Source organism: Halorubrum halophilum, from assembly GCF_000739595.1.
Classification (GTDB): domain Archaea; phylum Halobacteriota; class Halobacteria; order Halobacteriales; family Haloferacaceae; genus Halorubrum; species Halorubrum halophilum.
In genome coordinates, this window is sequence record NZ_BBJP01000065.1 from 15815 (window position 1) to 29731 (window position 13917).

A 13917-nucleotide genomic window follows, 5' to 3' on the forward strand; every position below is an offset into this window, starting at 1 on the left:
TCCGCGCTCGACTTCGGCTTACGCCTCGTCAAAGAGCGTCTCGCCTTCGACCATGTGCTCTCCGACGGCGTCGAGGTCCAGCGTCAGGCCGAGGCCCGGCTCTTCCGGAATCTCCATGCGGCCCTCTTCGATGAGGTTGTCCTCTTCGACCAGATCCTCCCACCAGCCGAGTTCGTAGGAGTGGTACTCCAGCGCGAGCGAGTTCGGGATGGCCGCGCCGACGTGCGCGGACGCCATCGTGCCGATCGGCGAGGAGACGTTGTGCATCGCCACCGGGATGTAGTACATGTCCGCTAGATCCGCGATCTTGCGGGTCTCGCGCATCCCGCCGACGCGTGGCAGGTCCGGCGCGACGATGTCGACGGCCTGCGGTTCGAGGAGGGTCCGCTGCCCGTGCTTCCGGTAGACGTTCTCGCCGACCGCGATGGGCGTCGTCGTCGACTTCGTCACCTGCTCCTGCACCTCGTGGTTCTCCGGCGGCACGGGGTCTTCGAGCCACCACACGTCATACTCCTCGAGGGCCTCCGCGAGGCGCTTCGCGGAGCCGCCGGTGAACGACCAGTGGCAGTCGAAGGCCACGTCGGCCTTGTCGCCAACCGCCTCCGTGGTCGCCTCCACGATCTCGACCTTGTGGTCGATCTCGGGGTTGCGGAGGTGGCGGTTCGCGCGGTCCTTCTCGTGGCCGGACGGCACGTCGAGGTCGAACTTGATGGCGTCGTAGCCGAAGTTCTCGACGACGCGCTCGGCCTCTGCGGCGCAGGCCTGCGGGTCGGCCTCGTTCTCGGTGTGGAGGTCGCAGTAGACGCGGACCTCGTCGCGATACTTCCCGCCGACGAGCTGGTAGGCGGGCACGTCGAGGAGCTTCCCGGCGGCGTCGTGGAGCGCGATCTCGATGCCGGAGATGGCGGAGATAACCTTCCCCGAGATCGAGCCCTCGCCCGACATCTTCTGGACGAGATGCTCGTAGAGTCGGTCGATGTCGAGGGGGTTCTCCCCGACGAGGAACGGTTTCATGCGCTCGATGATGGCGGTGTCGCCGCCGCCCCAGTAGGACTCGCCGGTGCCGACGACGCCCGCGTCGGTGTACACGCGGACGAGGATCCACGGGTAGTTGCCGTCGACCATCGTCGTCTGTACGTCCGTGATCTCGGCGTCGCGGACACCGCCCCGCGAGTTTGTGATGTCCATCGTCTCCGCCGAGAGGTCCCGCATGGTGTACTCCGCGTTCGGGTCGCGTAGCTTCGCGTGATCAACCATTAGCGTCTGTATATCCCTGAACCCGCTAGTAAAACTTGCGGGTGGGGCTTCGTCCGCGGTCCGACTGCCGAGGCGAGGCGTCGGCTTCCGTCGTCTCACACCGAGACCGTCGTCCCGCCCTCTGCGGCGGCGTGTTCCTTGAACGTATTCGGAGTGCCGTCCGGCCACGTCACGGTTAGCTCATCACTGTGTCACTCCGCCTCCCCGCTTCCCTCTCACGTGAACTTCCACTCAACCGCTCGGCACACTCTTAGCGAGATTCAACGCTGTGCTTGAGTATGCCGACACCCTCAACCTCTATCTCGACGTAATCACCGTCCTCGAGGGGGCCAACACCGGCTGGCGTCCCAGTGATGACGACGTCTCCCTCCTCAAGGGTCATGTATTGGGTGATCTCACTGATAAGCTCGGGTACTGAGAAGATGAACTCAGAAATGCTAGAGTCCTGTCGGACCTCACCGTTGACGCGGAGCTGGACAGCGGCGTCGTCAGAAAGGTGTTCAGGATCGGCAACCACGGGTCCGAGCGGGCAGGCACCGTCGAAGGACTTTCCGCGTACCCAGTTCTGCTCGACGCGCTGATCGTCGCGGTTCGAGATATCATTGGCAATCGTGTATCCCGAGACGACATTCATCGCATCCTCTTCAGCGACGTTCTGGCACTGCTCACCGATAACGACACCAAGCTCGACTTCGTGTTCGACGTTGTCTTTCCCCTCCGGGAGGGTAATAGTGTCCTCGTGGCCCGCGACAGTGTTTGGCGTCTTCAAGAAGATCAGCGGCCGATCGGGTATCTCCATCCCTTCCTCCTCGGCGTGTTGTTCGTAGTTCAGCCCGATACAGACGATTTTCGACGGATTAGTAGGCGGGAGGATGTCGACATCTTCGGTGGCGTATGTGCGGCCACCAAACGAAACCTCGCCATCGTGCCACTCGCCTTCTCGAATGCTACCTGCTGGATCACGAAAACGGACGTGTCGCATACACCAGTTCACTTTACTGTTAGTACAAAAAGATTCTGACATCATCTCGAGCGCCGTCCCTACATGGGTGGGCCGAAGTGTGTGATAGCGAACTCGATACGAGACTCGTCGGAAACCCGGTGGAGCTGCCATCGCGGGGCGTACTCGAGGCCAACCGCCGATCCCATACTCCCAGAGAAAGAGTTATTTCCTCCCAATATGGAATGAACAGCTATGGTCTCGACTTTCAACGGATATCGGCGCGCTGATGGGCGCGTCGGCATCAGAAATCACGTTGCCGTCATCCCGACCTCTGTCGCCGCGTCGAGCATCGCGCGCGGCGCTTCCGAGATTGGTGCCTGGGCGAAGCCGACTCCCCACCAGATGGGGACCTCCCAGCCCGCCGAGGCCCGCGAACAGACCGAACGCGTCCTCGTCGGGATCGGACAGAACCCGAACGTCGGCGCCGCTCTCATCGTCGAACTCGGAACAGAAGAGAGTGACGCCGGGGAGCTAGCCGACCGTATCGCCGAGACCGGGAAGGCTGTCGAGACGCTCTCGATACGCGACGCCGGCGGTACTCGACCGGCGGTCGAGCGCGCCAGGGAAGTTCTCGAAGATCTAAACGAGGAGGCCTCCCTCGCCCGTCGCGAGGATGCCGACGCAAGCGAACTGATCTTCGCCGCCGAGTGTGGCGGCAGCGACGCCACCTCCGGAATCGCCTCGAACCCCGCGGTCGGGAACGCCTCCGACCGCCTCATCGAGGACGGCGGCACCGCCTCCTTCAGCGAGACGCCGGAGTTCATCGGTGCGGAACACATCCTCGCCGAGCGGTGCGTCGACGACGAGCTCCGCGAGCGCCTGCTCGAACGCGTCGCCCAGCGCGAGGAGATGGCGGACATGATGGGCGTCGACCTGCGCGGTGCCCAGCCCACGCCAGGCAACCAGGAGGGCGGACTCACAACGATCGAGGAGAAGAGCCTCGGCGCCATCGCGAAAGGCGGCACCACCCCGGTCGAGGGGATGGTCGAGTACGCCGAGCGGCTCCCGACCGGTGGCGGCCTCGTGTTGATGGATACTCCCGGCTACGATGTCGAAAGCGTCGTCGGAAAAGTCGCTGGTGGCGCGCAGGTCGTCGCGTTCACGACCGGCCGCGGAAGCACCACAGGAAACCCCATCGCACCCGTCATCAAGGTCGCGGGTAATCCGAAGACCTGGGAGAAGATGTCGAACAACATGGACGTGAACGCCAGCACCATCATTGATGGCGACTCCGTCGAGGAGGTCGGCGGACGCCTCTACGATACACTGCTCTCCGTCGCTGACGGCCAGCATACCGAGGCGGAGAAGCGCGGACTCGAAGAATTCGCGGTGAACGAGGTCCAACCCAAACAGATCGCGGGATCGGGGGTGGGTCGATGAAGGGCATCGTCATCGACGGCGTGGGACTCAAACTCACCACCGAGGACAACGTGGCAACCGCGCTCGACGACCTCGAAGCCGGCCGGTCCATCGACGCGGAGGGCCTAGACATCGAGTTGCTCGAGGACATCTCCTTCGGCCACAAGTTCGCTCTCGAGGCGCTGGCCGAGGGTGACGAGGTGTACAAGTACGGTGAGGTCATCGCGCGGACGACCAAACCCGTCGAGCCCGGTGCGTGGGTCCATACGCACAACGCCGAGAGTACACGTGGTCGCGGCGACCTCGCGGGGGTGGAACAGTGAGCCGTTCCGACTCTCTCGTGGAGAACAGCTTCGACGGCTACCGCCGCCCTGACGGCCGGGTCGCCGTCCGGAACCGCATCCTCGTGTTGCCTTCCGTCATCTGCTCCCATCTCGTCGCCGAGGAGATCGCCGAACAGTCCCCGCGAGCGGTTGCTACGCCCCACGACCACGGCTGCGCCCAGTTGGGCGCGGACAACGAACAGACTGAGCAGACCTTCCTTGGCACGGCCGCGAACCCGAACATCGCCGGCACCGTCGTCGTCGGTCTCGGCTGTGAACACGTCCAGAGCGACGAGGTCGCCGCGGCGATAGACGAACGCGGCCTCCCGGTTCGCGAACTCTCGATCCAAGGTGTGGGCGGTACCGGCCCCTGTATCAAGGAAGGCTCGGCCGCCGCGACCGAACTGGCGCGCAACGCTGACTCGACCCGCGCTGCCCCCGCGTCGATCGACGACTTGACGGTCGGCGTCGTCGTCGGTGACCTCGACGACTCCACGATCGAACACGCAGACCCGCTCGTCGCCGAGTTGGTCGACCGCGTTGTCGCGGCTGGCGGGAGCGCTGTCGTCGCCGGCAACGAGCGCTTCGCCGCCCACCCGGATGCCGTTCGCCAGCGCTCCGCGCCTGCCACGCTTGACGACATAGATGCGATGCTTGAGCGCCACGAAGGTCTCCCTTCCCGTGCGAACGCCGTCGGTCGGGCCGCGGCGTCTGCCGACGCCGACGCGACACTGGGTGCACTCGGCACAAACCCGATACAAGACGTGCTCTCCTATGGCGAGCAAGCCCCCCACGATTCGGGACTCGCTGTCGTGGACGCTCCCTCGAGATTCGAGGAAGCCGCGACAGCTCTCGCCGCCGCGGGCGCACACATCGTCGTCCACGTCACGGCCGAGGGCGTGCCCGCAGGTCACCCCATCGTGCCGGTTCTGAAAATCTCCGGCGACGTCGAGACACTTGAAGCGCTCCCCGCTGACATCGATATTAACGCCCGAGAGGCGAGCGCCGACGACCTCGAACGCGCGCTCCTCGCCGTCGCAGGCGGGCAGGAGACCTGCACGGAGTCCCACGGTCTCTCCGAGTTCGCAATCACCCGGATCGGCCCCTCGATGTGAGTTCTCACAAGAGTAGAACTAACAACGAGCGGTCGAAATGTGGCCGTCTTAAGTTTGAGGATGAGGCACTCAACTTCAGAGTGTCTCTGTCTCAAATTGAGCGCCTCAGCGAACGTATCGCATGGAGTGAGTTGTCGCTCGTGGAGCGAGATTGGACTTCGGGGTGAGCCATTGAACTCGGGAGGAATTGTCACTCTCCATATATGTCTAGACGAGGTGAATACTTATTTGCAGGGTTTAGGATCAATTGAAGTCGCGTCGCGGTTCATCTCTGGACTGAAACTGAACCGCCGTGATAGGACGTTTGAAGCGTCTCGCTGCGGGTAAACGTGGCGCTCCCGCAACACCCGATAGTTAAGTTCCTGTCGTTCCTTTGGGTTGGTATGAGTGAGACTCTTTCTGGCTCTGTCGCCCTCGTCACTGGCGCCAGTTCCGGAATCGGCCAGGCAACGGCGCAGGAACTCGCGGCTCGCGGCGCGAACGTCGCCGTGAGCGCGCGTCGTCGTGGACGCCTCGAAGCGCTCGCCGATGATATCGAAGACGAACACGACGTTAATGTCCTTGTCCGTCCTGCCGACGTGACCGACGCCGATGCCGTCTCGGAGTTGGTTGAGGACACGGTCTCGTCGTTCGGTGCGCTCAACGTCGTGGTGAACAACGCGGGACTCGGCCGCGAAGAGACGACTATCGAGGAGTTGGATCTTGACGCTTACCGCCAGATGATGTCGGTGAACTGCGACGGAATGTTCTACGTTGCACGCGCCGCGATGCCACATCTCAAGGCATCGGAGGGGAATCTGATATTCCTCGGGAGCATGTCGGGCCAGTACCCCCGCCCGGCGAGTCCAGTGTACGCGGCGACAAAGTGGTGGACCCGCGGCCTGGCGCTCAGCATACAGGCCAACGCCGGAACGGAGGGAGTCGGCGTCACGTCGGTGAACCCCACTGAAGTGCTCACCGAGTTCGGCAGCGAGGACGGCAAGGCTCTCGCTGACCAGCTCGATCCTGACGACGCCGCAACGGCCCAGGACATCGCCGAGGCCATCGCGTTTGCCGCCGAGCAGGAGAACCCAAACGTTGTTCAGGAACTTGACTTCTACCGCCGAGACAAGTTCAAGAACTGGTAGCGGGCTCGGACCTTGTGCGGACGAAACGTGTTGTCTATATATCACACTCGGCAGGCGCTTTCCGCTTGTGGATGCCCCGTGTGCTCACTGTCGTCTTCAGTCAAGGAAATAGCCGAGTGAGCTGTTCCTTGTGAGCCGAAATAACGTCGTCACGGGCGAAGTTTTGTACGCGGACAGCGGTTGGCAGGCGTACGGCTATGGCGTGAGCGACCAGCAGCAGAGCTGTCCGCCAGAATCCTCTTCTGTTCTGGAAAAGAGAACACTCAAACTTCGATGCCACGGTGATATTACATCCGTACTACTGTAATGGGAATTCACGAGAACCCACCAATTTCGATGTTTTCCGCGCTGAATCCTCTCGAATCAGTTCCTAAATGCTGTATAGATTCTGTTCTGTATTATGGAACGATGATCCACTGTTCGCGGCCAGCTCTGTCATCCCGAAGGCTTGCTGTCCATCAGCTACTCGATCAGCGTAAGGGCCTTCTTTGTCGTTCGCACCGGATATTTGGCATACTGATCGATCAATACATAGCAGTACTGTGTGTTCTGGATAGAAGAACGTGATCTCTGGGCCTCATACCCTCGCCACTCGTCGGTGAGATTCGTCTCTACGACCACACCGTTGAGTACACCATTTGGTTCCTACAGAGTAGATGGGAGGCGCTGAACCGCTGGGCATCAACCGGACGGGAAGCAACTTTCTCGCGAAAGATTGGACGCCGGCCGAATTGGAATAGATCACCGACATCGACGGTCTGCCCTGTGCTAGTAACGATGGCTGCTGACCAAGGTATTCCGCGGCAAATAGGTGTTTGACGGTATCGATGCCTCCGACTGCTACAGCGCCAATCTCCTCCGGAGCGATCGGCTCGCGGCCACCGGGCGCGAGGCCAGCACGATCGCCATTGAGTCCGGTGTCGACGTAGAGTTCCTCTATACCGACTGCCTACAGCGAGCATCTCGACGCCGATCGCGCGGAGAGCATCGTAGACGATGTCGATACTCATCCGGTCGGCTACGCAAAAAGCGTACGTGGACTGCAAGGTTGTATTCCCTACCAACGTCGGTATAATTATGTATCTCTCGACAGAGAAACACCCGTGAGAGAACATACAATACTCGTACTCCGCGAAGGGACACACGCAATGCCGATGAGTGAGTTCGCAGCCGCGATACGTAAACGCCGCCCGGAGGATGACGTCATCCTCGCGCGTACCCGGAGCGCGGAGCGCAACGCGATTTGCAACGCGAATATCGTAACAGGAAAGACCCTCAATGCGGAACTGCTCGACCGTGCAGAGAACCTCGACCTGTTCGCCGGTATCACCGCGGGCTACGAGCACCTACCGCTCGAAGACATCACTGCGCGCGGCACCGTTGTCACGAACGCGTCGGGTGTCCATGTCTCAAACATAGCCGAGCAAGTGCTCGGCAATCTACTAGTCTTCGCGCGCCGCCTCGATGAGGGGTGGCGCCGCCAGCAGGAACCGCACTGGGAGCACTACCAGGCGAACGAACTGAAAGAGTCAACGGTTACGGTGGTCGGCCTCGGCGCCATCGGGAAGGGTATCGTTGCGCGCCTCGACCCGTTCGGCGTTGACACCATTGGTGTGCGGCATTCGCCCGAGAAGGACAGCCCTACAGGCGAAGTCGTGGGTTTCGATGGTCCGGACTTTGAGGCGGCGCTCGCTCGAACAGACTACCTCGTACTCGCGTGCCCGCTCACCGAGATAACAAAGGGGCTCATCGACGATGCGGTGTTCACGACGCTCGCGCCGGACGCCGTCCTTGTGAACGTCGCACGCGGCGGCGTCGTAGACACCGACGCCCTCCTCGACGCGCTGCGGAGAAACAAACTTGGCGGCGCCGCCCTTGACGTCACTGACCCCGAGCCCCTTCCCGAGGACCACCCGCTCTGGTCGTTCGACAACGTCCACATCACACCCCACATGGCAGGAGGTACCCCCAAGTACTATGAGCGCTGTGCGGACATCCTCGAGCGGAATCTCGAAACTGTCGACGAGACTGGCGAATATCGAAATCTAGAGAACACCGTCGCGACGCCAGAATAAGACGGACTGTGGCGGGATGGGGAACGCGAATGCCGCCAAGGAGAGGTGATACGCACATCGGATCCGGTACAGCTTAGCTGACATCGCGTGCGAACAGGTCGTTCATCTGCTCGGTGCAGGACATCCCGCTTGCGACGAGCGTTCGCTTGTCCTGGTCCGCAAACTGGTCGTAGAGTCACTCACGGAAATCCATCGAGAGTCGTAGTACTTGGACTTGTACCCGACGTTTTCCGCCATCCTACAGCACTCGCCATCCGAGGTGACGACGTCGAACCCACAGTCTTCGAGGACAGCCTCCGTGAAGGCCTCAACGCCGAGGGTACGCCGCTGGCAGCGGCTGTGGTAGGCAATCGGCTCGTCACGGCGGTCTTGATTGAGCATGACTCGGTTCGTCAGGGGGACGCTCCTCTCGATGGCGCTGATATCAAGGCTGGCATCGATCGGTTCCCGTTCGGGGAACTCCGCAAGCGCGACATCGACCTGACAAACAGCACAGGTATCGATGGTGACGCGGTCGCGAGACAATACTCTGATACATGATCTCATTCGTGCACCGGTTCTATGAGTTCTGGTCGCGACAGAATGACGCAGTTGGGAGCGTCCAAAAGGGGACGAACCGTTCATACTCTTCGGGTCCTCCGTCTGGGTCGTCGGTCTGGAGACGCTCGGCTGAAGCGTCGCGATCCGTGCCGACGCGCTCAGTATGCGGGTGCTCTGCGAGGCACGTCTGTCTCGATCGACTAACTGGTGGTCCACGGGGGTTCGTTGTCCTAGCGGTGTCGCTGATAGATGAGACGGAAGATCAGATCGGCAGCGAGGAGTTCGCGACGATGCACGAGAACTGGACGAACCCAGGAGACACGAACGTGTTACTCGGTGACGAGCGTAGCCCGCGTGACTTCCCTGTTCGCAGAGTCGCGCAGGGCGCTGTCGACATCGGAGAGCGGGTATGACGCGTCTACGAGTTCGCCGAACGGGTAGTCGTCGCCGTGTTTCGAGAGGAACGTCAGCGCATCGTTGAGTCGTGTGGGGGCGTACCGCATCGTCATCGTCACGTTGATCGACTTCCGGACCGCTCGTCCGGGGTCAATCGTCGCCTCCTTGCCGGGAATAATGTTCCCCATCACGAGGTATCGTCCACCCTTCCCAAGAAGCTGGAACCCCTCGTCGAGGGCAGCCGGGACGCCGGTGACTTCGACGGCGACATCCGCGCCGAGCCCGTCTGTCAGTTCGTGAACGCGGTCGCGCCGCGCTTCGACCGTGTCGTACTCGGTCAGGTCGATCGTGTGGTCGGCGCCAAACTCCCGGGCCCGCTCGAGCCGTTTGGCGACGCCGTCGACGACGATCGTCTCCGCTCCGATCTCGGTCGCGACCGCCGCCGCGTTCAGCCCCAGTCCGCCGGCGCCTTGGATCACGACGGTCTCGTCCATCGTCACTTGGACTTCGTCGAGGCCGTGAATCACCTGCGAGAGCGCGCAGTTGGCCGCTGCGGCCGCCGTCTCGTCGATGTCTGGCGGAACGCGGTACATGTACTGGTCCTCGTGGACGTAGTAGTGCGTCCCGAACGTGCCGTGGAAGTGCGGCCATTCGTCAGGCGACCGCGACCAGTACTTGTAGGCGTTCTCACAGTACTGGTGGTTTCCGCGCCCGCACTGCACGCACTCGCCGCACGTCGCGAAGTATGCGGGGACAATCAGATCGCCCGCAGAAAGCATATTTCCGGCGCTATCGCGGACCTCTCCGCCGGTCTCGACCACGCGACATAGCGCCTCGTGGCCGAGGACACCGTTGTCGATGTGAGGATGTTCGCCGCGCCAGATGTGGAGTTCGGACCCGCAGACGTTCGCGCGGACAATCTCCGCAAGCACGTCGCCGTCGTCCGGTGCGGGTAGGTCGTACGCTTTCAGCTGTACCGATTCGGGGCCGTCGAGATACGTGACTTGTCCAATTGTCATGATCTATGTGTGTGTCGCTCGTTATTGTCGCTCGTCACTCGTCGAACTTCGCGGTGAGGAAGCCGTCGTCGATCGTGAGTCTCTCGCCATTCGTGTACGAGGCGGCGTCGCTTACGAGGTAGACAACCGCATCTGCGATCTCTTTGGGCTACACGACCCCCTCGTCGGTAGTCCGGGTCTTGATCGTCTCGTATCGCGGGTCTCCACCCGTATAGACACCCTCCGTCTGCTTGATGACGACGAGCCCGGGACGGATCGCGTTGAGCCAAATATCGAGACCATACCCGTCGGCGTCGACACGTGTGAACGAGTCGATGCCTCCCTTCGCCATCGAGTACACTGGGAGATTCGGGATGGCCGACTCGGCAGACGCAGAGGAGATCTTGATCACGGTTCCCTCGTCCATCCGTTCCGCGAACAGCCTTATCCGCCTTGACGGAACTTCGAAGTTGGATGCTCATAACGCGGTCCCAGTCCCGTCGGTGTTTTCCGTGACAGGCTTCCGCGCGATGCTGCTCGGCGAGTTAACGACGATATCCACGCCGCCGAATGCGTCAGTTGTCTGCCCACGTAGCGTCGCGATCGACGCCGAGTCAGTCACGTCGCAGGTTACCTCGATCACGTCGTCGCCTCGCTCACAGATCTCTTCCGCAGTTGCGGCGACGCTAGACTCCGTCCACGACGCCGGGACGACCTTTTCTCCCTCCTTGGCGAACTCGACTGTGATCGCTCTGCCGATTTCTCTTGTCCGGCCGAGGACGACCGCCGTTTTGCCGATGACGATCATCAGTCGTTGTGTGTGCTCTAGTGGCACGATCGATCAATCCAGCGCTTGGATCATAAGCTTTCCTCTGTGGTCCGCCGCTCTCCGGGGACGTACCCAGTCGGTCGTCCCGTACCCGGCAATAAGCGGCGTTGACCTCGCGCTGTGGGACTTCCGAGGGAACTCGCCTCTCGGCTGGTCGCGGAGCTGCTCGGCTGGAGACACTGGGAATCGGTTCGCGAGTGCCGACACTACTTCAAACACGGCGCTGATCTCGACGAGGATGATCGACACGTACCAAGTGTGACCGTCGAGGAGTATCGAGCGTGCCCGACGACGCGTCTCGGAGGTGACGATCGGCACTGAGGTGACGAAAAAGAGGGTGACCGATCTCGAAAGGGCAGGTCTCGCCGGACACTCACCAGGAGGTGATTGTCACGTCGCGGAGCGGTCGGTTGAGTGGAACGGAGACCTGTCCGTCCGTGTAATGAGAGATGTAGAAGGCGACAATGATCTCGAGCGAGCGCTTGGCCTCTTCACCCGTCGAGTGGTTCTCGGCTGTGCCATCGAGGAGATCCTTGAGGTGAGCCGCAGCGTTCGCGAACGACCCCTTATAGTCGTCTTCCCACGTCCATGCGTCCTCGATCCCTGGAAGTGGTTTCTCGACGTGCTCGCCGTCTTCGAGCGACCAGTACCGCCACTCCCCGTCATCGTTGTTCATGTACAGCTTCCCCTCGGTACCGACGAAGTTCAGCATCATCGACGACGGTTCCCGCGGAACCGTGCAGTCGATGGTTGCAAACGTCCCGTCGTCTAACACGACGAAGCCGCCGCCGCCAGCATCGTCGACCTTTCTGTCGACATCGAGCGAATCAACCGCTTCGTTTTCGCCAGTGATGTAGCCGCTCACACGTTCCGCGCGAGCGTTGAGCAGGTACACGAGCGTGTCGAGGAGGTGGGTGGAGTTCCGCAGCAGTTCCATCCGGAACTGCGCGCTCACAGAGCGGATGTCGCCGAGAAGGTCATCCTCCCGCAGGCGCTCGCGGAGCGTGCGGAGCTTGTCTGTGAAGCGAAATGAGTGGTTGACGACGATTTCGGTGTCCGTCTCCGCACAGACATCGATCATCTCCTCGGCGTCTGTCACCGAGGAAGCGATCGGTTTCTCACACCAGACTGCGTCGGGATCGGCATCCGATCGCGCCGCGTCAACGACATGACGGTGGTGGAGATACGACGGGGTACATACCGAGACTACGTCAAGGTCCTCGGCGTCGAGCATTGCCTCGTGCCCGACGTACTGGTGCTCTGTTGGGATATCCCACGCGTCGCCGAACAATTTGAGATTCTCTTCGTCGATATCGGCGACGGCGACAAGTTCGATCCCGTCGGTCAACTGGTAGCCGCCCGCGTGGCTTGCGTCGATCTTCTCCGTGCCGATTGCCTCCTCGTCGTGCATCCCGAGGATTCCCATGCCAGCGATACCTCCCGTTCCGATGATCCCTGCTCTGTACGTCATTCGTAGACGTGCCTACTACCGGTTGCGTTCGCTTCGATGTACTCCCAGTCGTACTCAACGCCGAGCCCCGGTCCCTCCGGAACGCGCAGGCGGCCCTCATCGTCGACCGCGTCGATAGAGTCAGAGTAGCCGCTCGCGTACACCGGTGGGATCGGGTTACGGGCATCCGGATGGACGAGCGCGAGCTCGTAGTAGTTTGCGTTCCGCGTGGCCGCAAGACAGTGGCGCTGAGCCGGCCCAGGCGCGTGGTACTCCACGTCGGTACCGAACCCTTCAGCGACGCGGGCAATCTTCATGGCGCCGGTGATGCCACCGTCGTACTCGGGGTCGGCCCGTAGGAAGTCGGTGGCGTTGCCGGCGACGAAATCCGCGTGTGGCTCCAGCCCGCGGACGTGCTCGGTCTGGAGAATAGACGTGTCAAGCTTCTCGGAGAGATTGCGGTGGGCGTGCTGAGAGATCCCGGCGTCACGGAACGGGTCCTCATACCAGAAGAAGTCCTGCTCGTCACAGGCCTTCCCGACTGTGAGCGCATCTCCAAACGTCTCGTACTCGCAGGCCGGATCGAGCATCAGGTCCATCTCATCGCCGACGCGCTCGCCGACGGCGTGTACGTTGGCCACCTCGCGGTCGATATTCCGTGAAACGTCGCTTCCGCCCCACCCATGGATCTTGAATCCTTCGAACCCCCGATCGAGACACTCCTCAGCAAAGTCGGCAAATGCCTCCGGCGAGTCAAGTCCGCCGTTCTCGTCGCCGTGAAACGTCGACGCGTATGCCGGGAACTCCGTCCGATAGGTGCCGAGCAACTCATGGATCGGCGCGTCATGGTACTTACCAGCGAAGTCCCACAGGGCGATGTCGACCGGACCCATACCCATCCGGTCGTACTTCCGGAGCGCACGCTTGATCTCGCTCCAGTGTTTCTCTCGTGCGAGCGGATTCTTGCCGATCAGGTAGTCGGCGAACATGTTGATCTGCGCCGCGCCGGGGGAGTTGCCGCCGACATACTCGCCGGTGACACCCTCGTCGGTGTGGATCCGGAGGCCAAACAGTTTCCGTTCCATCGTTGAATCGGGGTCGTACACGATGTTAAATCCCGATTCATCCGTGCCTACGTCCTCCAGCGGGTAGGAAAATTCGACACTCTCGATACGTGTGATTGTTGGGCTCACAATTCAGGCTTATGTGGCATATTTAATAAAGGTACGTGTTTAGCCCCGTCTGATTTCGTCACTATCTCGTAGGTGGTGGCCTATGACAGACACATGGTCTGCCAGCAGGGAGTCAGTCTACATCCTCAGGGATGGTCTCCGAGCAGCGGAGACCATCCCGTCAGCCCTGCTGTCTTCGTTTCGAGGTGGAATCGATGAGCTGGGACGATCTCTCCAATGACGACCACCTCTCGCGGTTGGTAGTGCTGTGGT

The 13917-nt window shown here is 61.5% G+C and carries 10 protein-coding genes and 2 pseudogenes; 5 read left to right on the forward strand and 7 right to left on the reverse strand.

Annotated features, from left to right (window positions below; all coding sequences use genetic code 11):
- Positions 1-18: 18 nt before the first annotated feature.
- The gene (locus ACP96_RS15185; protein ID WP_050033958.1) at positions 19-1257 is read right to left on the reverse strand and encodes a mandelate racemase/muconate lactonizing enzyme family protein; all 1239 of its coding nucleotides are present in this window, start codon (positions 1255-1257) and stop codon (positions 19-21) included.
- Positions 1258-1507: 250 nt separating this feature from the next.
- Entirely contained in the window at positions 1508-2239 is a 732-nt protein-coding gene (locus tag ACP96_RS15190; protein ID WP_050033959.1) for a fumarylacetoacetate hydrolase family protein, read from the reverse strand.
- 213 nt (positions 2240-2452) lie between these two features.
- Between ACP96_RS15190 and ACP96_RS15195 the strand changes: the two genes are divergently transcribed.
- The 5 genes from ACP96_RS15195 to ACP96_RS15215 all read left to right on the forward strand — a co-directional run bounded on the left by ACP96_RS15195 (position 2453) and on the right by ACP96_RS15215 (position 8259).
- The gene (locus ACP96_RS15195) at positions 2453-3640 is read left to right on the forward strand and encodes a UxaA family hydrolase (RefSeq protein WP_050033960.1); all 1188 of its coding nucleotides are present in this window, start codon (positions 2453-2455) and stop codon (positions 3638-3640) included.
- Positions 3637-3942, forward strand: coding sequence for a UxaA family hydrolase (locus ACP96_RS15200; RefSeq protein WP_050033961.1), 306 nt, complete (start codon positions 3637-3639; stop codon positions 3940-3942). Before ACP96_RS15195 ends, ACP96_RS15200 begins: the two co-directional genes overlap by 4 nt.
- Positions 3939-5057, forward strand: coding sequence for a UxaA family hydrolase (locus tag ACP96_RS15205; RefSeq protein ID WP_050033962.1), 1119 nt, complete (start codon positions 3939-3941; stop codon positions 5055-5057). Before ACP96_RS15200 ends, ACP96_RS15205 begins: the two co-directional genes overlap by 4 nt.
- Before the next feature lie 383 nt (positions 5058-5440).
- Positions 5441-6184: an SDR family oxidoreductase gene (locus ACP96_RS15210; RefSeq protein WP_050033963.1), complete on the forward strand. Its 744-nt coding sequence runs from the start codon at positions 5441-5443 to the stop codon at positions 6182-6184.
- A 1148-nt stretch (positions 6185-7332) separates the two neighbouring features.
- Entirely contained in the window at positions 7333-8259 is a 927-nt protein-coding gene (locus ACP96_RS15215; protein ID WP_050033964.1) for a D-2-hydroxyacid dehydrogenase, read from the forward strand.
- A 73-nt stretch (positions 8260-8332) separates the two neighbouring features.
- On the opposite strand, the pseudogene ACP96_RS19960 reads toward ACP96_RS15215, so the two are convergent.
- From ACP96_RS19960 to ACP96_RS15250, 5 genes and pseudogenes are all read right to left on the reverse strand, one after another.
- Positions 8333-8610, reverse strand: a pseudogene (locus ACP96_RS19960) (LUD domain-containing protein); the annotation flags it as partial.
- Between the two features lie 518 nt (positions 8611-9128).
- A complete protein-coding gene (locus tag ACP96_RS15225; protein WP_050033966.1) occupies positions 9129-10214 on the reverse strand; it encodes a zinc-binding dehydrogenase in 1086 nt (361 codons plus the stop codon).
- Between the two features lie 34 nt (positions 10215-10248).
- A pseudogene (locus tag ACP96_RS19650) lies at positions 10249-11001 on the reverse strand (SDR family NAD(P)-dependent oxidoreductase).
- A 394-nt stretch (positions 11002-11395) separates the two neighbouring features.
- Positions 11396-12493, reverse strand: coding sequence for a Gfo/Idh/MocA family protein (locus ACP96_RS15245; protein ID WP_050033970.1), 1098 nt, complete (start codon positions 12491-12493; stop codon positions 11396-11398).
- On the reverse strand, positions 12490-13665 hold the full coding sequence (locus ACP96_RS15250; protein ID WP_050033971.1) for an enolase C-terminal domain-like protein: 1176 nt from the start codon (positions 13663-13665) through the stop codon (positions 12490-12492). Before ACP96_RS15250 ends, ACP96_RS15245 begins: the two co-directional genes overlap by 4 nt.
- Positions 13666-13917: the final 252 nt, after the last annotated feature.